Source organism: Roseobacter sp. MH60115 (assembly GCF_015644665.1).
Taxonomy (GTDB): Bacteria; Pseudomonadota; Alphaproteobacteria; order Rhodobacterales; family Rhodobacteraceae; genus Roseobacter.
The window spans coordinates 429,405-448,281 of record NZ_JADOBQ010000004.1; the positions used below are offsets into that span (position 1 = coordinate 429,405).

An 18,877-nucleotide genomic window follows, 5' to 3' on the forward strand; every position below is an offset into this window, starting at 1 on the left:
CTTTTTTATGACAGGGCAACGGCTTACGGGAAAGCGGGCGTTGGTGACAGCGGCTGGTCAGGGGATCGGGCGCGCCAGTGCTTTGGCCATGGCGGCAGAAGGTGCGCAGGTCTTTGCCACCGACATCAACATGGATGCGCTTTCCACGATTCGGGAGGCGAATCACGAAAATATCGAAATTTTCGAACTTGACGCCCGCAGCGATGAGAGTGTCTCCGCCGGGGTGGCGCGGGCGCAGCCGGACGTTCTGTTCAACTGTGCGGGCTTTGTGCATCATGGGTCTGTGCTGGACGCAACCGATGACGAATGGGACTTTGCCTTTGATCTGAACGTGCGGTCGATGCTGCGCACAATCCGTGCGGCCCTGCCGGGGATGCTGGAACGCGGGGGTGGATCGATCATCAATATGTCCTCGGCCTGCTCCAGCGTGATCGGCGCGCCGAACCGTTTCATCTATGGCACCACGAAGGCGGCGGTGATCGGGCTGACGAAATCGGTGGCGGTGGACTATGTGTCCAAGGGTATCCGCTGCAACGCGATCTGCCCCGGCACGGTGGAAAGCCCGAGTTGGCATGACCGGGTGGACGCCTTGGGCAAGCAATTGGGCAGCAAGGACGAGGCGATGACGCAGTTCGTCTCGCGCCAACCCATGGGCCGCGTGGCCACAGCCGAGGAGATCGCGGCGCTGGTCGTTTATCTGGCCAGCGACGAGAGCGCATTTACAACGGGGCATCCCCATATCATTGACGGAGGCTGGTCAGGACAGTGACAGATTCTGGGACCAAGAAGATTGAGATCAAGGACTTACGGTCGCGCAAGTGGTTCATGAACCCGGACAATCCGGAAATGACCGCGCTCTATCTGGAGCGCTATCTGAACTACGGGCTGACGCGGGAAGAGCTGCAGTCGGGCAAGCCGATCATCGGGATCGCGCAGACGGGCAGTGATTTGTCCCCCTGCAACCGGCACCATCTGGAGCTGACCAAGCGGGTGCGCGACGGGATCATTGCCGCCGGAGGCACCTGTATCGAGGTGCCGGTGCATCCGATTCAGGAGACCGGCAAGCGGCCCACGGCGATGCTGGACCGGAACCTGGCGTATCTGTCGCTGGTCGAGACGCTCTTTGGCTATCCGCTGGATGGCGTGGTGCTGAACATCGGGTGTGACAAGACCACGCCTGCGCTGCTGATGGCGGCTGCGACGGTGAATATCCCGGCGATTGCATTGTCAGTTGGTCCGATGCTGAACGGTTGGTTCCGGGGCGAGCGCACAGGCTCAGGCACCATCGTCTGGAAAGCGCGCGAGATGCTCGCGGCGGGTGAGATTGATGACGATGGGTTCATGGAACTGGTGGCCTCATCGGCCCCGTCGGTTGGGTACTGCAACACTATGGGCACGGCGACGACAATGAATTCACTGGCCGAAGCCTTGGGCATGCAGCTGCCAGGCTCGGCGGCGATCCCTGCGCCCTATCGTGAGCGGGGGCAGATCAGCTATGAGACGGGGCGGCGGATTGTCGACATGGTCTGGGAAGACCTGCGGCCCTCCGACATCATGACGCGTGAGGCGTTCGAGAACACCATCGTGATCAATTCCGCGATTGGCGGCTCGACCAATGCGCCCATTCACCTCAACGGAATTGCCCGGCATCTGGGGGTGCCGCTGGACAATAATGACTGGCAAGCCGTAGGCCACGACGTGCCACTGCTGGTCAACCTGCAGCCCGCAGGCGAATATCTGGGCGAGGACTACCAGCGCGCGGGCGGTGTGCCCGCAGTGGTGGGAGAGCTGATCGCGGCAGGGCTTTTGCCGCACCCGCATGTGATCACCGCCAATGGCAAGACGATGGCGGAAAACTGCGGGCATCTGCGCAGCGAAGATACCAAGGTGATCAAGCCGGTGTCTGAGCCGTTGAAAGAACAGGCCGGGTTCATCAACCTGACCGGCAACCTCTTTGACAGCGCGATCATGAAGACCAGCGTGATCAGCAAGTCCTTCCGCGCGAAATACCTGTCAAATGCGGACGACATGAACGCCTTCGAGGGGCGCGCGGTCGTGTTTGACGGGCCGGAAGATTTTCATCATCGGATCGATGACCCGGCGGAGAGCATCGATGAAGACTGCGTGCTCTTCATGCGTGGCGCGGGGCCAAAGGGGTATCCCGGCGGGGCGGAAGTGGTGAACATGCGGCCGCCGTCGTATCTGCTGAAGAAGGGCGTCGAGGCGCTGCCCTGCGTAGGGGACGGACGTCAGTCGGGTACTTCTGGCAGCCCGTCGATCCTGAACGCGTCGCCCGAAGCGGCGGCGGGCGGTGGGCTTGCGCTGTTGAAAAACGGGGACCGGGTGCGGATCGACCTGAACAAGTGCACCGCCGACATGCTGGTGCCGCTGGATGAACTTGCTGAACGGGCGCGCGCGTTCGAAGCAGCGGGCGGCTATGACGCGCCGGAGAGCCAGTCGCCCTGGCAGCAGTATTTCCGCGAAAAAGTCGGCCGCTTTGACCAGGGCATGATCCTGGAGGACGCCGACAAGTACCAGGATATATCGCGTCGGTTCATGCCGCGCGATAACCATTAGTGCGCCCTCGGGGCGACAATCACTAGCGCGCCTCTGGCGTGGCGCTAAAGAGCGGTGGCCTGAAAGCCCACCCTACCCGCAAACTGAGAAGGACCAAGAGACGTGAAACTTGTGCGATATGGGGAGAGGGGCGCAGAGAAGCCCGGAATGCTGGATGCCGAGGGGACCCTGCGCGATCTGTCAGCGCATGTTGCCGACATTGCGGGAGACGTGTTGTCGGATGCCGGGCTTGAAAAGCTGCGCGCAATTGATCCTGCCAGCTTGCCTGTGGTTGACGGTGCCCCGCGCATCGGGGCCTGTGTCGGCAATATCGGGAAGTTCCTGTGCATCGGGTTGAACTACTCTGACCACGCGGCGGAGACAGGCGCGGACATTCCCGCGCATCCGATCCTCTTTTTCAAGGCCAACTCCGCCATTGTCGGCCCTTATGACGATGTCAGCATGCCGCGCGGATCGACCCACACCGATTGGGAGGTCGAACTGGGCGTGGTGATCGGCACCACCGCGAAATACGTGAGCAAGGAAAACGCGCTGGATCACGTCGCGGGCTATTGTGTTGTGAACGACGTAAGCGAGCGGCATTTTCAGACGCAGCTCACGGGGCAATGGACCAAGGGCAAATCCTGCGACACCTTTGGGCCAACAGGGCCGTGGCTGGTGACCCGTGACGAGGTGCCGAACCCACAAGACCTTGCCATGAGCCTTGATGTAAACGGCAAGCGGATGCAGACCGGAACCACCTCGACGATGATTTTCACCGTTGCGGAGATCATCGAACATCTGTCGTCTTTGATGACGCTGCATCCAGGGGATGTGATCACCACAGGCACGCCACCGGGCGTGGGCATGGGCATCAAGCCCGACCCTGTCTACCTCAAGAAGGGGGACGTCATGGAGTTAACCATCGAAGGTCTGGGTGCGCAGCGCCAAACCGTGACGGAGGACGCATAGGTGGCCGAGCTTTTCATGATTGGTGGCGCGACGGATGTGATGCTGGAGCGTCTGGGTGAGAAATTCACCATTCACCGGGCACAGGATATGGAGGATCCGCAGGCGTGGCTGGCGGCAAATGGCAATGGCATCGAATATGTGGCGACCAATGGCCACGATGGGGTAAAGCCCGAATTCATGGCGGCGATGCCCAACCTCAAAGCCATCAGCTGCTACGGTGTCGGATATGACGCCATCGATACCCATGCGGCGCGGGCCAGGGGCGTTGTGGTCACACATACGCCAAATGTGCTGAACGCCGAGGTCGGGACCACGGCCGTTCTGTTGATGTTGGCCTGCTACCGCGAATTGCTGCGCGACGATGCCTATGTGCGGTCCGGACGGTGGGAGACAGAGGGTAATTCGGCGCTGACGCGCTCGGCGGATAATCAGACCGTGGGCATTCTGGGTCTGGGCCGGATTGGCCAGGCGATTGCGGACAAGCTCGCGCCGTGGGGGACAAAGATTGTCTACCACTCGCGGAGCCAAAAGGACGTCGACTACACGTATTACGGCGACCTTGTCGAAATGGCGCGGGATGTGGATACGCTCATCTGCATCACGCCCGGCGGGCCCGCGACCAACAAGATCGTCAACCGCGAGGTGCTCGATGCGCTGGGGCCGCAGGGCACGTTGATCAACGTCAGCCGTGGAACGGTTGTGGATGAAGAGGCGATGATCGCTGCCTTGCAGGACGGGCGTCTTGGCTGGGCAGGGCTGGATGTGTTCGAGGCAGAACCACATGTGCCCGAAGCGCTGCGCAAACTCAACAACGTCGTGCTGTTGCCCCATGTGGGCAGCGCCACGCTGGAGACCCGCGCCGCCATGGGGGCGCTGACGGTAGATAACCTTCTGCAGCACCTGCAGGACGGCACGGTCATCAGCCCGGTCCCGGAATGCGCGGATATGTAAGCCCATGAGCCAGATCGCCTCGGTCACGGCCCGGCTCTTCAATGTCCCGCTGGACGAAGTGCTGGTGGATGCCAAACATGGCTCTCACAGTCACTTTCACCTGATCACGGCGACAGTCATGCTGAAGGACGGTCGCCGTGGCACGGGGTATACATACAACGGAGGGCGCGGCGGTCATGCGACCGCCGCTCTGATCACCCACGATCTGGCACCCTTTCTGGTAGGGCAGGAGGCCGCGGATGTCGAAGCGCTCTATGATGCGATGCAGTGGCATATGCATTACGTTGGGCGTGGTGGCATCCTGAGCTTTGCAATCTCGGCGGTGGACATCGCGCTCTGGGACCTGCGCTGTCAGGCAGCGGGTCAGCCGCTGTGGCAAATGGCGGGCGGCGCGGGCAAGACCTGCAAAGCCTACGGCGGTGGCATTGATCTGGCCTACCCACTGCCGAAGTTACTCAAGCACGTGCAGAGCTATCTGGATGCCGGCCTGAACGGGGTCAAGATCAAGATCGGGCAACCCACCGAAGCCGAGGATGTGGACCGCATCCGCGCGGTACGCCAGCAGATCGGGCCGGATGCGGCCTTTATGATCGACGCGAATTATTCGATGACGGTGCCGCAGGCGATCTCGCTGGCAAATGCGGTGAAGGATCAGAACATCCTGTGGTTCGAGGAGCCGATCATCCCGGATAACTACGCAGGCTATGCCGAGATCACGCGGGCGACAGGCATGGCCGTTGCGCAGGGAGAGAACCTGCACACGATCCATGAATTCGAGATGGCGCTGGCACAGGGAGAGCTTGGGTTCGTCCAGCCCGATGCCTCGAATTGTGGCGGGATCACCGGGTGGTTACAGGTCGCCAACCTGGCGCGAGAGGCAGATGTTCCGGTGTGCAGCCACGGTATGCAGGAACTTCATGTCAGCCTGGTCTCTGCGCAACCGCACGCCGGCTGGATCGAAGTGCACAGCTTCCCGATTGACCGCTACACAACACGCCCCCTCGTCATAAAGGAGCACCGAGCGGTGGCCCCCGATGATCCCGGGGTGGGCGTCGTCTTCGACTGGCCAGAGCTTGTGCCGTTTGAGGTGCGCCTGTAACGCGAACGGTAGTATGACAACCGGACCAACGCCGCTTCATTGTTCCAAAAATATGCAAATCACGCGGCTTGTCCTGAACGCAAAGGTCAGATCCGCAGAAACCGCTGTGCAATCTTCGGGATCAGCCGGTCGAACTGCAGCGGTGCGTCGGCCACGGCCAGACAGATGCAATCCTCGTGAATGTCCGCCACAGGCGTGTGATGCATGTCGCTGTCCGCGATCTCCACATCGCCACGGGCAAAGTAATCATCCTCATCCTGAAACGCCCCCTTCAGCACCATGGTCATCTCCGTCCCGTGGTGTCCGTGATCTGGCATCGCGGTGCCCGCAGGGATAAAGAGTAACCTGGCAGAGGCGTCCTTCGACGTCGGTAAGATAGCCTGTTTGACCCCCATGCCCACCGGCTTCCAACGGATCGCTTCCAGATCCCCGCCTACATAGTCACGCAGCGGCTTGGGCAGCACGGCGCAGACATTGGTCTCGGCTACATGCGGTTTATCCACGGGACCTCCGAGGATCAACGCCAGCGTCGCCTCAAGGCTTTCCGGCTGAAGGTCGGCCACTTCATCATTGCGCATCTGGTCCAGTACTTCACCGCCCAGAGCATCAAAGCTCTCCGCCTGCGCCCGACAGCTGTCACAGAGCGACAGATGAGAGGCCACCATCAGGTTGAAGGCCTCGGGTAACGATCCCGCGGCATAGGCCATCAGGATGGCGTCATTCAGGTGATGTTTGATTGTCTCGGTCATCTTTCATTTCACTTCATTGCATGGCGCAGACGGTCCAGCGCCAATCGAATTCTCGATTTGATCGTGCCCAGGGGCAGACCGGTTTCGGCGGCGATTTCGCTGTGGGTCAGATCTCCGAAATACGCCTTTTCAATCAATTCCCGCTGCGCATCCGGTAACTCTGCCAGCGCCGCACCGAGAATTTCGGTTTCCTGTTGCAGTGTCAGGACATCTTCCTGATCTGGTTCTTCTTCGGGACCCCACGTCAGGTCCTCCGGTTCCGGTCGCCGTTGCCGGCGGATAAGGTCAATGCGCCGATTTCGCGCGATGGTGAAAATCCACGTCGCTACGGAAGCCCGGGCGGGATCGAACTGATGCGACTTGTGCCAGAGCGTCGCCATCACGTCCTGCGCGCACTCCTCGGCCAGAGAGGCATCCGCACCGGATTTTATCAAAAAGCCCTTCACCCGGGGGGCGAAATGGGCAAACAACTCGGCAAATGCCTGCGTATCTTGATCGTCACGGATACGGGCCACATGCTCCACCCAAAGCATCCGCGCAGGTCCGGTCGTTGCAGTCACTTTTCTTTGCCCAGCCTTCTTCATCGATACCGCAGGTGCCGCCAATGGTGTGCCCACTGATCGTGTACTTGTATCTGTTACATCTGGTTCTACACCCGCCAACATGTCCAGATTACGCTGCACGTGCAGAAGTAGATCAAAAAAACTTTGTTTTTAATGCAATGCATCCATTTTATCCAACACGCCGTATACATGGCACTGCAACCAGAAAGACCGGACACGTCCTTTATGCCCTTTGAAGCCCTGACCGAAGGCACCTTTGCTCCTTTTGACATTCGCAGAACAACCCGAAAAGTCGCCGTCATCGGCGGCGGTATCTCGGGGATGGGGGCGGCCTTCATGCTGGGCAAGGACTGCCACGTTACCTTGTTCGAGGCGGAGCCGCGGCTGGGCGGCCATGCCCGGACGGTGATGGCGGGCAAACGTGGTGACCAGCCCGTCGACACCGGTTTCATCGTCTTCAACCGCGCAAACTACCCCTATATGACGGCCCTGTTTGAACAGTTGAACGTGCCGGTTGTGGAGTCGAACATGAGCTTTGGCGCGTCCATCGACGGCGGGCGTCTGGAATATGCGCTGACCTCGCTCGACGCCCTTTTTGCGCAGCGCAGGAACGCGGTCACCCCTGCGTTTCTGGGCATGGTGCGTGATATATTGCGGTTCAACAAACACGCGGTCAGCATCGCAGAGGATCGCAGCCTGAGCCTCGGCGCCTTTCTCGAAAAGCTCGGGACCGGCAGGTGGTTCCGCGACTACTATCTGCTGCCGCTTTCGGGGGCGATCTGGTCGACGCCGACAGAAAAGATCATGGATTTCCCCGCCTATGCCATGATCGAGTTCTTCAAGAACCACGCGCTGCTCGGCGTGCACGGACAGCACCAGTGGTACACGGTTGACGGCGGATCCACCCAATACGTTAGCCGTCTGGTGGCGGCATTGGAGGGCGTAGGCACCGACATCCGGCTTGGCGCGCCCATAAAATCCGTGACCCGGGGGGCTGGCCATGTGATCCTGCATCCCTTTGGCGGCGCCCCTGAGGTTTTCGATCACGTGATTTTCGCCACTCATTCGGATGACACACTGCGGATGATTGGTGATCCGACACCGCAGGAGCAGAAAGCGTTGGGCGCCATTGCCTACCAGCCGAATGACATCGTTTTGCATGCGGACACAGACATGATGCCGAAAAGCCGCAAGACCTGGGCCAGCTGGGTCTACACCGAAGAAAAGGACGCCCAATCCGACCGGATCGACCTCACGTACTGGATGAACTCCTTGCAGCCCATTCCGCAGGATGACCCGCATTTCGTCACCCTCAACACCAAACGCCAGATCCGCGAAGAGCTGATCTATGACGCGGTGACCCTGCGCCACCCGGTCTATGATCTGGCAGCGCTTGAGGCGCAAAAGGACATCAGAGCATTCAACGGGACAGCGAATACGTGGTTCTGTGGTGCCTGGATGAAAAACGGTTTTCACGAAGACGGATTGTCCAGCGCCGTGGACGTGGTGCGCAGCCTGCGCCTTGTGCAGCGGGACAGGGTTGCCGCTGAATGACCGCCCGGGTCGATCATATCTCGGGCCTGACGTTTCACGGTCGCAAAGGCGCCATTGAGAATGCCTTTCGCTATTCCGTAGACTACATCCTGCTGGATGCCGAAGCACAGGTGCGTTGCCCACGCCTTTTTGCGCGCAACGGATCGGCGCTGACCTCGTTGCATGACAGCGATCATGGCGGCCCACCCAAAGTGGGTCGTGGCGCGCTTTGGGTGCGCGAGGTGCTGGAGCAGCATCAGATCACTGGCGTGGCACAGATCGAACTGCTCGCGCAGCCGCGTATGCTGGGACATGTGTTCAACCCGGTCAGCTTTTGGCTCTGCCGCCGTGACGATGGCGCGTTGATCACGGTGATTGCCGAGGTCAGCAATACTTTTGGTGATCGCCACAGCTACCTGTGCCACCACCCCGATCTGCGTCCGATTGAGCCCTGCGACACGCTCACGGCGCAAAAGATTTTCCACGTCTCACCGTTTCAGCCCATTGAGGGTGGGTATAGCTTCCGCTTCGACATCAACGATGCGCGCATCGGCATCTGGATCGACTACACACGAGGCAACGGCGGATTGATCGCCACGCTGACCGGCAAACGCAAGCCGCTGACCAATCGGGCCATCCTGCGTTCCGCCTTTCTCCGGCCTTTGGGCGCACGTCGTGTCCTTGCGTTGATCCATTGGCAGGCGCTCAAACTCTGGGCCAAGGGCGCGCGGTATCGGGCCCGTCCGGTGCCACCTGAGAAAGAGATCTCACGGTGACGCAGGACAGCGAGCGATTACCGGCCTATTCCCTTTTCGCTGCGCTTTTGGCAGCCGCTGGCCTGCCCATCTATATCCACGCACCAAAATTTTACGTGGATGAATACGGCGTGTCGCTGGCGGCTCTCGGGGCTGTCCTCTTTGGCCTTAGGCTGCTGGACGTGGTGCAGGATCCGCTGCTGGGCAAGCTGGCGGAAAAGCTGCGGGATCAGCGGGCTATCGCGGTCGCCGCAGGCTGCGCCGTGATCGCCCTGGCGATGGTCGGCCTTTTTGCAATTCCGCCAGTTCTGCCACCGCTGGTCTGGTTCGGCCTGACACTGACACTGGTGTTTTCCGCCTTCAGCTTTCTGACCATCAACTTTTACGCCCAGGGGGTGATGAAAGGCACGCGCATGTCCGGCCAGGGCCATTTCCGGCTGGCACGCTGGCGCGAGAGCGGCGCGCTGCTGGGTGTCTGTGTCGCGGCGGTGGCACCCGTTGCCTTGGCATCGATCTTTGCCGCGCCCTTTGCGTGGTTTGCCATAGGTTTCGCCGTCCTTGCCGTGATCGCCGCTCTGGCCATGCAGTCGGAATGGAGCACGGCTGGCCTCGCGGCATCCACCGGCTTCGGCGTGGTTTTGAAGGACAAGCTGGCGCGCCGCCTGTTGCTGATCGCGCTGGTAAACGCGGCCCCCGTTGCCGTCAGCTCGACCCTGTTTTTGTTTTTTGTCGAAAGCAAACTGGACGCCCCGGGTTTCGAAGGGCCGCTTCTCTTGGTGTTCTTCCTGTCGGCTGCTGCTGCCGCGCCGTTCTGGGGCGCGATGGCCGAGCGATTTGGCCCAAAAGACGTGTTGATCGTTGCCATGATCCTGGCAATCTGCGCCTTTGGGCTGACACTGACGCTGGGCCCTGGCGACTGGGTGTTTTTCGCGATTATCTGTGTGATGTCCGGGGCGACGCTGGGGGCTGACCTCACGCTGATGCCCGCCATTTTTGCCAACCGGATGGCGCGGATTTCGCCTTCCGCGGCGGAGGGGTTCGGGCTTTGGTCTTTCGTGTCGAAACTCACACTGGCCTTTGCCGCCGTCACCCTGTTGCCGATGCTGGAGCGGGCGGGGTTTCAAAGCGGCAGCGCGGCGCAGAACAGTCCAGAGACGCTAGCCTTGCTGGCGATCCTCTATGCTGCGGTTCCCTGCGGTCTCAAGGTGATCTCCATCGCCTTGCTGGCCATCACCGATCTGAGCGAGGTCTGAGACGATGAGTGAATGGATGTTTTTGGCTTTCGGTGCCGTGGCCGCTCTGGTGGCCCTTTGGCTCTGCAAACGCATCGTCGGATTTGCAGCGCAAAAATCGGAAGATTACGAAGACGGCACACCGGACTTTGACATCCGTAAACATCTCAATGGCCCGCTCCTCTGTGAAGGCGTCATTTACGGCCCGACAGGGCGGGTCAGCAGCCGGTTTGTTGCAGATTTCGATGCCACGTGGGAGGGCAATTCGGGCTCGATGAAAGAGCATTTTGTCTACGACGACGGCAGCGTTCAGGACCGCGAATGGCATTTGCAGATCGACGATCACGGCAAGATCTGTGCACGGGCCGATGATGTGGTGGGGGAGGGATCGGGGCAGCAACTCGGACCAACGGTGCAGTTGAGATACCGGATCAGGTTGCCCGAAGGGTCCGGTGGGCATGTCCTGAACACCGTCGACTGGATGTACCTGACGCCAAACGGCACGATCATGAACCGGTCCCAGTTTCGCAAGTTCGGGATCAAGGTCGCCGAACTGGTCGCCACCATGCGGCCAAAGGACATCACATGAAAAACTGGAACGGGAAACGGTACTGGCTGGTCGGCGCCGGTGACGGTCTCGGGGCTGCGCTGGCCACCCGTCTCAGTACGGCAGGGGCCCATGTTATTGTCTCCTCCCGGTCAGAGGACAAGTTGAAGGAATTGGTCGATACGCTGCCGTCGGACGGCAGCTACCAGATGGTCGATGTGGCCGACGATCAAAGTGTCAAGGCGGCGGCAGAAGCCGTTGGCCCGGTCGATGGCATCGTTTTTCTGGCCGGGGTGTACTGGCCCTTTCCCGCACAGGAATGGAATGCGGATCAGGCGACCGCCATGGCGGATATCAACTTCACCGGGTTGATGCGTGTCATGGGCGCCGTTGTGCCGGGTATGGTGCGCCGGGATGCGGGCCACATCGTGATCACCGGCAGTCTCAGCGGTTTTCGCGGCTTGCCGGGGTCCATCGGATACACCGCGTCCAAGGCCGGGACGATGTCACTGGCGGAGTGCATGTATGCCGATCTGCGGCAGACCGGGGTGCAGGTGCAGGTGGCCAATCCCGGCTTTATCAAGACGCAGCTGACCGACAAGAACGATTTCAAGATGCCCTTCCTGATGACACCTGAAGAGGCTGCGGAATACATGTTCAAACACATGAACAGCGACCGGTTCAAGCTGAGCTTTCCGCGGCTCTTCTCACTGGTGTTCCGGGGCAGCCAGCTGCTGCCGGACTGGCTGTATTTCCGGATTTTTTCCTAATGCCGTGCGGCGTGGTCCCGAAAGGTCTGTGCGGCACGAGCCCAGACGGGCGCGTCCGGTGTCCCAAGCTGGGCCAGCACCGGCAGCAATTGTTCCGCGTAGTCCTCGCTGCTCTCCAGGGGCAGCATCGACGGCAGGTTGTCGATGGCGGTTACATCCAGCACTGGTTCGGCATGTACCCGCAGGGCGGGCGCGTCCCAGGTCGTGGTCCTGTCATAGACCTTGATCGGGGAAAAATCGCTGTCCGGGTCACAGGCGATATCGCCAATCACGCAGAGCCTGCGCGGGCGGGTTGGCGCATCTGACGGCACGAAGACCGGCGTGCCGGGACGGGCCAGCACGCAGTTGAAAAACAGCTCATGGGCCAGCACCTGCGGGAAGGGACCGCCCGAAGCAGTTTCCGCGATGTCCCACTTGGTGGTCGCCACACCCATGGCCGTACAGAGATCGGCAACACCTTTGCCGACGCGCCCCAGTGCGCCGATGATCAGGGCGTTGGGTCGGTGGCTGCCCGTTGCCACGAGATCAGCCTGCAATTCGGACAGCAAGTGGGTGGAACTGTCGTAAGCGGTGATCGGACCAGCGATGCCACCGGTCTGTTGCGCCGCCCAGCACGTCAGCGCCACCGCAGCACCTGCATATCCGGCCCAATAGCCAAAGGCCGCCACCCGGCGCCCGTCATCATCCAGCAGATATTCGAGGTCCAGCAAGGTCCCGCCGCCCGCCTTGAAGCGCTGCAACAGACGCACCCCGGCAGGCTGCCCCTTGAACGCATGTCCGAACATGATGTGGCGGTGACGCAGCGGCGTGCCGTCCTCGGGCAGTTCCTTGAGGCCAAAGATAATCGCGTCCCCGGGGGCGTCGGACCAGCTGTGGGAGGGCTCCATCTGGCACCCTGCGTCGACGTAGGCCGCATCCGGGATGACACGCGTGGGAGAGTGTTCGACGCTGACCTTCATGCCCGTTGCCAGAAGGGAGGCGGCCCCTTTCGGGGTCAGTCCAACACGGGTTTCATTGTCGCGTTGCTCTGCCCGGACCCAAAGATGCAGCTGGCTCACAGCATGCCCTTGGCGGTGACCGTCTGGATTGATGGGCGCGCTGCCATACGCGCCAGATAGGCCTTGATCTCCGGGAAGTCATCCAGGGACACGTTGTCCCGTTCGAGCCAGCTGCACAGCATGTAGGCATGTGGATCGGCGATGGAGAAGCTGTCCCCGAGAACGTAGTCGCCTTCGAGGCAGTCGCTGGTGAAGTAACGCGCGCAGTCGGTCATGGTTTCGGGCACTTTGGCCGCCATGTCGTCAAAGCTCGATTGCTGCGTTGCCCATCTGTCGCCGCGGCGCATATGCGCGTGGTTCACGTGCATCGTTGCTGCCAGAAAATGGATCACGCTGCGCATCTGGGCGGCCCGCTCAGGGTTTGCAGGCACCAGATTAGCCCCCGGCGCAAGGGCCGCGACATAGTCCAGCAAGGCACCCGTTTCGGTGAGCAGGGTCCCCGCATCGGTCTCCAGTGTCGGCACGCGCCCTTTTGGGTTCAACGCCAGATACTGGGGCTTTTTCTGCTCTCCGGACTGGAAATCCACAAGCACCGGCTCGTAGGCAAGCCCTGCTTCTTCCAGAGCAATGGCCACAGCAATCGAAATCGTCCGCGGGGCATAGTAAAGGCGCATCATGATCTCCTTTTAAACATGGGTCTGGGCATAGTGCCGATCCGGGTCTTCAAGATGTGGGATGGCGTTGAACATGGTGGGCGACAGCGTGCCGCCAATTGGGAACAGCCGGTGTTGGGAGGTGTTGTAGATGGCCAGTGCCATCTGCGCCATCGCCGTGATGTCGAGCCGGAGCACCTGCCGCATCGCCATGGAGATCAACCCGCCCGAGGTCACCACAAGGGCGGGGCCGTCGCCTTCCGCGATCTCTGCCAGCGCGGCGCCCACCCGGTCTTCGAAATCGCTGAACCGTTCTGGCGCGCCCGCAATCTCGTCGCGCTGCCAATAGGCGAAGACTTGTGGCAAATGAGTGGTGAATCCGACCTGATCGGTTGGAAAGGGGATGCCGTGTTCTTCCTCCAGCGCGCGGGCCAGCGTCAGGTATTCCAGCTCATTGAGGCGCGCATCCCGCGTGGGCGTCAGCCCGGTGTCCATGGAGCGGGCTGTTTCAATATGCCTTTTCAACGTGCCGGTGTAGAGTCGCACGTGATGCTGATTCTGGTTGCGCAGATGGGTGCCCAGCCAGGCGGATTGTTGATGGCCGAGTGCGCTCAGTTTGTCGTAGCTGGCTTCATCTTGGGCACCGGAATTGGCCTGACCGTGGCGTATGAGAGTGATGTGAGACATTGGCTCTTCATAGGCGAGCGGTCGGGCGGTGGAAAGGGCGGGTGCCTCCGGCGGGCATATTTGCGGAACAATGAATAGACAGGTGCCTCTTATCGGAAACTTTCTGCCGTGAATCCTGTGCGAGGTGTCGGGATTGGGGCTACGGTGGGGGATGTGCCGTCGCTATAGTCGGGCGGAATTTTGTGGGAGACGGGTGCGATGAGCGACAAAATCACCTTTACGCTGGACGGCCAGACGGTTGAGGCCGAGGTTGGTCTGACCATTTGGGAAGTCGCAAACGGTCGTGGGCTGGTGATCCCGCATCTGTGTCACAAGCCCGCACCGGGGTATCGCCCGGATGGGAACTGCCGTGCCTGCATGGTCGAGATCGAGGGGGAGCGCACGCTGGCGGCCTCCTGTATTCGGGAGCCCTCCGAGGGGATGGTTGTGACCACGAATTCCGCGCGGGCGGAAGGCGCGCGCAAGATGGTGGTCGAGATGTTGCTGGCCGATCAGCCGGAGCAGGAGGTAGCGCATGACAAGTCCAGCCATCTGTGGGAGATGGCAGAGTTGAATGGCGTGTCCGAGAGCCGGTTTCCTAAGCTGGAAGAGGGGCGTATTCCGCTGCTCGATGACAGCCATGTGGCGATGTCGGTGAACCTGGATGCCTGCATTCAATGCGGGCTCTGTGTGCGGGCCTGTCGCGAAGTTCAGGTCAATGATGTGATCGGCATGGCCGGGCGGGGGCATGATGCCTACCCGACCTTTGATATGGCGGACCCGATGGGCGATAGCACTTGTGTGGCCTGCGGTGAGTGCGTGCAGGCCTGCCCGACGGGGGCGCTGATGCCCGCCACTGTCGTTGATGAGGACCAGGTGGGGGACAGCGCGGATTTTGACGCGGAAGTCGAGAGCATCTGCCCCTTCTGCGGCGTGGGGTGTCAGGTCTCGCTGAAGGTCAAGGATAACAAGGTCAAATATGTCGAAGGGATTAATGGCCCGGCGAATGAAGGGCGGTTGTGCGTCAAGGGGCGCTTTGGGTTCGACTATATCCACCATGATCACCGGCTGACCAAGCCGCTGATCCGACGTGAGGATGCACCCGCCAAGGGGCTGAATGTGGACCCGGGCAATTGGCAGACGCATTTTCGCGAGGCCAGTTGGGATGAGGCGTTGGATTTTGCGGCTGCAGGCATGAAGGGCCGGGGGCGTGAGATTGCTGGCTTTGGCTCCGCCAAGTGTACGAATGAAGAGGCCTATCTTTTCCAGAAGATGATCCGGCAAGGGTTTGGCCACAACAACGTGGATCACTGCACGCGGCTGTGTCACGCGTCCTCGGTGGCGGCGCTGATGGAGAATGTGGGATCGGGTGCCGTTACCGCGACCTTCAACGAGATCGAGAATGCGGATGTGGCCATTGCCATTGGGTGTAACCCGATCGAGAACCACCCTGTGGCGGCGACTTATTTCAAACAGTTCACCAAGCGGGGTGGCAAGCTGATCGTGATGGACCCGCGTGGGCAGGCGCTGAAACGCTTTGCCAGCCACATGCTGCAATTCCGCCCTGGCGCGGATGTGTCGATGCTGAACGCGATCATGCATACGATTGTCGAGGAAGGCCTCTTTGATCAGCAATACATCGACGCCTATACCGAGAATTGGGAGGCCGAGAAGGCGCATCTAGCGGACTTCTCGCCTGAAGCCATGGCCCCGATCTGTGGCATTGAACCCGAAGTGCTGCGCGATGTGGCGCGGACTTTTGCAGGCGCCAAGGCGGCGATGATCTTCTGGGGCATGGGGGTTAGCCAGCACATTCACGGCACCGACAATTCCCGTTGCCTGATCAGCCTTGCGCTGATGACCGGGCAGGTGGGGCGTCCAGGGTCTGGCCTGCACCCGCTGCGTGGTCAGAATAACGTGCAGGGTGCATCGGACGCGGGGCTCATCCCGATGTTCCTGCCGGATTATCAGCCGGTAACAGATGACGGTGTGCGGTCCGCCTTTACTAAGGTCTGGGGCTCTGCGGATTTCTCGAATGAACGCGGTCTGACCGTGACCGAGATCATGGATGCGGTGCATGAGGACAAGATCAAGGGCATGTATGTGCTGGGGGAAAACCCGGCGATGTCCGATCCGGATGTGGAACACGCCCGCGCAGCCCTGGCCAAACTGGATCATCTGGTGGTGCAGGATATCTTCCTGACGGAGACCGCGAATTTCGCCGATGTGATCCTGCCGGCAAGCGCCTTTGCCGAGAAATCGGGCACCGTGACCAACACCAACCGGCAGGTGCAGATGGGTCGTCCGGCAGTGTCCCCGCCCGGTGAGGCGCGGGAAGACTGGTGGATCGAGGTTGAACTGGCAAAGCGGCTGGGCCTTGGTTGGACCTATGAGAGCCCGGCGGATGTCTTTGCCGAGATGAAGCACAATATGCGCAGCCTGGAGAACATCACCTGGGACCGGTTGATGGGCGAAAACGCGGTGACCTACCCGTCGCTCAGCCCGGAAGACCCCGGTCAGGCAATTGTCTTTGGCGATGGATTCCCGCGGCCGGAAGGGCGTGCGCGGTTCACACCCGCGAGTGTGATTGCCCCCGATGACGTGCCGGATGAAGAGTTCCCGATGATCCTGACCACGGGGCGCCAGCTGGAGCATTGGCATACCGGCTCCATGACCCGGCGGTCTGCGGTGCTGGATGGTCTGGAGCCCGAGGCGAACTGTTCGCTGCACCCCTCCACGCTGCGCAAACTGGACGTAGCGCCCGGCGAGCATGTGGTGCTGACCACCAAGCGCGGCAGCATTTCGATCATGGCGCGGGAGGATCGCGCGGTGGCCCCCGATATGGTCTTTGTCCCCTTTGCCTATGTCGAGGCGGCGGCGAATATTCTGACCAACCCGGCAATTGACCCTTATGGCAAGATCCCGGAATTCAAATATTCCGCCGTGCGTGTTGAGAAGGCGAAAGGGGCTGTTGCGGCAGAGTAGGATTTGAGAACGGTCAGATTTCCGGAAGAGCTAGAAGACCTGAAAAGCTGGCTTGAAGGGAGCAGAGAGCAGGCCTTTCGGCCTGAGCGTGAAGACCAAAGGTGGAAGGAATGGTGGTGCCTGTTGCAGTTGTTGTACAGGGCAGGTTCGAGTCGTCAGCTTGCCGGTAACATTGTCGCGACGTGGCAGGATGATCACAACAAGGCCGATTTCTGTCTTGAGATGCCCGGCGGTCTACGTTCTTTAGAAATCACCGAGGCCACTATTCCCGAGGAACGCCGCGCGATCGCGCAGGCCCGACATGATGCATCAGACACTACCCGATTTGCCGTTGGTCGTTTTGCGAGCGGCGCGCTTGGGGATACTCCAGAACGAGCATTGGTTGATGATGTCATTCGCGCGATTGCGCGCAAGGCCAATAAGCCCTACGCAGCTGGTGCATGGCTTCTCATTTATCCAAATTCAAACGCCAGTTTATTGTCACTAGAAACGGGAACTGTAGCAGCCCTTTTGGATAGTCGACTACCGAGGCTTGTTTTCGATAGAGTATTTGTTCTTCTAGGCGACGAGAGTGTAGTCGAGATTTTTGCGGATGGAAGAGTGAGCTACTTCGTAGGTGAACGTCATGGTTAGCCCAGATCGTTTCCTGACTGATTTGCATAAGCTGCGGTCCTTCGGAGCCGCTGGCGTCGGCAAGGGTGTTGTGCGCCCGGCCTACTCGGAGGCCGATGTGGCCGCGCGGCGGTGGCTGGCGGACCAGATGCGCGCAGCCGGATTGCAGGTCGCGGTTGACCCCATGGGCAATCTGTTTGGCCTGACGGAAGCTCCATCCATTCTTCTGGGCTCGCATAGTGACAGCCAGCCCGAGGGCGGTTGGCTGGATGGCGCCCTTGGCGTGATCGCCGCATTGGAGATTGCCCGCGCGACGCGCGAATGTGATGGGCCGCCTGTCTCGGTTGTCTCCTTTCAGGATGAGGAAGGCCGCTTTGGCGTGACGACAGGATCTGCGGTCTGGTCAGGCCACATGTCGCAGAGGCAGGCAGATGCGCTGACGGATCACTCGGGCGTTCCGCTTTCACAGGCGCGGCAGGCCGTGGCGGATATGGTTACGGGCGAGGTTGATCCCGCGCAGTTCACCGGGTTCATCGAGATGCATATCGAACAGGGCCCCACGCTGGACACGAGCGGAGAAAGAGTTGGGGTGGTCACGGATATCGTCGGTATTCGCGACATGAAAGTCACCTTTGAGGGGCAGCAAAACCATGCTGGCACAACCCCGATGCCACTGCGCCGGGATGCGTTTCAGGCTGTGTCAGCTTTCAATACACTGCTGGATGCGCGGTTTCAGAACGTGGTGACCCCGCAGACAGTCTGGACCATTGGGCATGTTAGCCTGCATCCCAATGCCTCCTCGATCGTGCCGGGGCGGGCGGTGTTTTCGATGCAGTGGCGGGATGCCGATGCTGACCGGTTACAGCGCATGGAACAGATCATCCGCGAGACGGCGCAGGAGGTTGCTGCACAGCGCGGGATGCAGCTCTCTTACGGGCCGATGCTGGGGTTGGAGCCGGTGGCCATGGATGCGGGATTGCAAGACGCTCTGGTGCAATCGGCACGATCCATTGTGCCGGGCCGCTGGCGCAGAATGACATCCGGTGCCTTGCATGACGCCACCAATCTATCGCGATTGATGCCTGTCGCTATGTTGTTTGTGCCATCGATTGACGGCATCAGCCACGCGTTTGAGGAAGATACCCGTGAAGCGGATCTGGTGACGGGTCTGAAGGTTTTGGCGCAGGCGGTTGGGGTGTGCGTCTAAGGGTGGCCTGAAGCCCACCCTACCTGCTG

18 protein-coding genes are annotated in these 18,877 nt (G+C 60.7%); 13 read left to right on the forward strand and 5 right to left on the reverse strand.

Features of this window, described 5'->3' with window-relative positions; genetic code table 11:
• Positions 1-7 precede the first annotated feature (7 nt).
• The 5 genes from ISX84_RS15160 (at position 8) to ISX84_RS15180 (ending at position 5,578) form a co-directional block, all read left to right on the forward strand.
• Positions 8-769, forward strand: a complete 762-nt coding sequence (locus tag ISX84_RS15160) for an SDR family oxidoreductase (protein WP_195821220.1) — start codon at positions 8-10, stop codon at positions 767-769.
• The gene (locus ISX84_RS15165; protein ID WP_326838743.1) at positions 766-2,577 is read left to right on the forward strand and encodes an IlvD/Edd family dehydratase; all 1,812 of its coding nucleotides are present in this window, start codon (positions 766-768) and stop codon (positions 2,575-2,577) included. The genes ISX84_RS15160 and ISX84_RS15165 overlap by 4 nt, the downstream gene beginning before the upstream one ends.
• A 102-nt stretch (positions 2,578-2,679) precedes the next feature.
• Complete coding sequence (locus tag ISX84_RS15170; RefSeq protein WP_195821221.1) at positions 2,680-3,528, forward strand: fumarylacetoacetate hydrolase family protein; 849 nt, start codon at positions 2,680-2,682, stop codon at positions 3,526-3,528.
• Positions 3,529-4,479: a 2-hydroxyacid dehydrogenase gene (locus tag ISX84_RS15175; RefSeq protein WP_195821222.1), complete on the forward strand. Its 951-nt coding sequence runs from the start codon at positions 3,529-3,531 to the stop codon at positions 4,477-4,479.
• A gap of 4 nt (positions 4,480-4,483) precedes the next feature.
• Positions 4,484-5,578 (forward strand): mandelate racemase/muconate lactonizing enzyme family protein, encoded by a 1,095-nt coding sequence (locus ISX84_RS15180; RefSeq protein WP_195821223.1) that lies wholly within the window; start codon positions 4,484-4,486, stop codon positions 5,576-5,578.
• 86 nt (positions 5,579-5,664) lie between these two features.
• Here the strand turns inward: ISX84_RS15180 and ISX84_RS15185 are convergent, their stop codons facing one another.
• Both ISX84_RS15185 and ISX84_RS15190 read right to left on the reverse strand, forming a co-directional pair.
• Complete coding sequence (locus tag ISX84_RS15185) at positions 5,665-6,327, reverse strand: ChrR family anti-sigma-E factor (RefSeq protein ID WP_195821224.1); 663 nt, start codon at positions 6,325-6,327, stop codon at positions 5,665-5,667.
• An 8-nt stretch (positions 6,328-6,335) separates the two neighbouring features.
• Positions 6,336-6,860 carry a sigma-70 family RNA polymerase sigma factor gene (locus ISX84_RS15190; RefSeq protein WP_195821329.1) on the reverse strand — a complete coding sequence of 175 codons (525 nt, stop codon included), beginning with the start codon at positions 6,858-6,860 and terminating at the stop codon, positions 6,336-6,338.
• Positions 6,861-7,115: 255 nt separating this feature from the next.
• Here ISX84_RS15190 and ISX84_RS15195 point away from each other — a divergent pair, with 255 nt between their 5' ends.
• From ISX84_RS15195 to ISX84_RS15215, 5 genes are read left to right on the forward strand one after another with little or no spacing between them, the layout of a single operon-like run.
• On the forward strand, positions 7,116-8,444 hold the full coding sequence (locus ISX84_RS15195; RefSeq protein WP_195821225.1) for an NAD(P)/FAD-dependent oxidoreductase: 1,329 nt from the start codon (positions 7,116-7,118) through the stop codon (positions 8,442-8,444).
• Positions 8,441-9,199 carry a DUF1365 domain-containing protein gene (locus ISX84_RS15200; protein ID WP_195821226.1) on the forward strand — a complete coding sequence of 253 codons (759 nt, stop codon included), beginning with the start codon at positions 8,441-8,443 and terminating at the stop codon, positions 9,197-9,199. Before ISX84_RS15195 ends, ISX84_RS15200 begins: the two co-directional genes overlap by 4 nt.
• Positions 9,196-10,431, forward strand: coding sequence for an MFS transporter (locus ISX84_RS15205; RefSeq protein ID WP_195821227.1), 1,236 nt, complete (start codon positions 9,196-9,198; stop codon positions 10,429-10,431). The genes ISX84_RS15200 and ISX84_RS15205 overlap by 4 nt, the downstream gene beginning before the upstream one ends.
• Before the next feature lie 16 nt (positions 10,432-10,447).
• The gene (locus ISX84_RS15210) at positions 10,448-10,999 is read left to right on the forward strand and encodes a DUF3833 domain-containing protein (protein ID WP_229884327.1); all 552 of its coding nucleotides are present in this window, start codon (positions 10,448-10,450) and stop codon (positions 10,997-10,999) included.
• On the forward strand, positions 10,996-11,727 hold the full coding sequence (locus ISX84_RS15215) for an SDR family NAD(P)-dependent oxidoreductase (RefSeq protein WP_195821229.1): 732 nt from the start codon (positions 10,996-10,998) through the stop codon (positions 11,725-11,727). Before ISX84_RS15210 ends, ISX84_RS15215 begins: the two co-directional genes overlap by 4 nt.
• Here ISX84_RS15215 and ISX84_RS15220 read toward each other — a convergent pair.
• Genes ISX84_RS15220 through ISX84_RS15230 form a run of 3 tightly spaced genes read right to left on the reverse strand, consistent with a single transcriptional unit; the run spans position 11,724 to position 14,065 of the window.
• Entirely contained in the window at positions 11,724-12,785 is a 1,062-nt protein-coding gene (locus ISX84_RS15220) for a saccharopine dehydrogenase (protein WP_326838744.1), read from the reverse strand. The genes ISX84_RS15215 and ISX84_RS15220 overlap by 4 nt on opposite strands.
• On the reverse strand, positions 12,782-13,399 hold the full coding sequence (locus ISX84_RS15225; RefSeq protein ID WP_195821230.1) for a glutathione S-transferase family protein: 618 nt from the start codon (positions 13,397-13,399) through the stop codon (positions 12,782-12,784). The genes ISX84_RS15220 and ISX84_RS15225 overlap by 4 nt, the downstream gene beginning before the upstream one ends.
• Before the next feature lie 12 nt (positions 13,400-13,411).
• A complete protein-coding gene (locus ISX84_RS15230; protein ID WP_195821231.1) occupies positions 13,412-14,065 on the reverse strand; it encodes a histidine phosphatase family protein in 654 nt (217 codons plus the stop codon).
• Positions 14,066-14,263: 198 nt separating this feature from the next.
• Between ISX84_RS15230 and fdhF the strand changes: the two genes are divergently transcribed.
• The 3 genes from fdhF to ISX84_RS15245 are packed head-to-tail and all read left to right on the forward strand — an operon-like array spanning position 14,264 to position 18,848.
• Positions 14,264-17,029, forward strand: a complete 2,766-nt coding sequence (gene fdhF / locus ISX84_RS15235) for a formate dehydrogenase subunit alpha (protein ID WP_195821232.1) — start codon at positions 14,264-14,266, stop codon at positions 17,027-17,029.
• Between the two features lie 3 nt (positions 17,030-17,032).
• Positions 17,033-17,662, forward strand: a complete 630-nt coding sequence (locus ISX84_RS15240; RefSeq protein ID WP_195821233.1) for a hypothetical protein — start codon at positions 17,033-17,035, stop codon at positions 17,660-17,662.
• A complete protein-coding gene (locus ISX84_RS15245) occupies positions 17,655-18,848 on the forward strand; it encodes a Zn-dependent hydrolase (RefSeq protein WP_195821234.1) in 1,194 nt (397 codons plus the stop codon). The genes ISX84_RS15240 and ISX84_RS15245 overlap by 8 nt, the downstream gene beginning before the upstream one ends.
• Positions 18,849-18,877: the final 29 nt, after the last annotated feature.

Coding starts and splice junctions, on each gene's coding strand:
- ISX84_RS15160 (WP_195821220.1), top strand. CDS start 8: ATGACAGGGCAACGGCTTACGGGAAAGCGGGCGTTGGTGACAGCGGCT.
- ISX84_RS15180 (WP_195821223.1), top strand. CDS start 4,484: ATGAGCCAGATCGCCTCGGTCACGGCCCGGCTCTTCAATGTCCCGCTG.
- ISX84_RS15185 (WP_195821224.1), bottom strand. CDS start 6,327: ATGACCGAGACAATCAAACATCACCTGAATGACGCCATCCTGATGGCC.
- ISX84_RS15190 (WP_195821329.1), bottom strand. CDS start 6,860: ATGCTTTGGGTGGAGCATGTGGCCCGTATCCGTGACGATCAAGATACG.
- ISX84_RS15195 (WP_195821225.1), top strand. CDS start 7,116: ATGCCCTTTGAAGCCCTGACCGAAGGCACCTTTGCTCCTTTTGACATT.
- ISX84_RS15200 (WP_195821226.1), top strand. CDS start 8,441: ATGACCGCCCGGGTCGATCATATCTCGGGCCTGACGTTTCACGGTCGC.
- ISX84_RS15210 (WP_229884327.1), top strand. CDS start 10,448: ATGTTTTTGGCTTTCGGTGCCGTGGCCGCTCTGGTGGCCCTTTGGCTC.
- ISX84_RS15215 (WP_195821229.1), top strand. CDS start 10,996: ATGAAAAACTGGAACGGGAAACGGTACTGGCTGGTCGGCGCCGGTGAC.
- ISX84_RS15225 (WP_195821230.1), bottom strand. CDS start 13,399: ATGCGCCTTTACTATGCCCCGCGGACGATTTCGATTGCTGTGGCCATT.
- ISX84_RS15230 (WP_195821231.1), bottom strand. CDS start 14,065: ATGTCTCACATCACTCTCATACGCCACGGTCAGGCCAATTCCGGTGCC.
- fdhF (WP_195821232.1), top strand. CDS start 14,264: ATGAGCGACAAAATCACCTTTACGCTGGACGGCCAGACGGTTGAGGCC.
- ISX84_RS15245 (WP_195821234.1), top strand. CDS start 17,655: ATGGTTAGCCCAGATCGTTTCCTGACTGATTTGCATAAGCTGCGGTCC.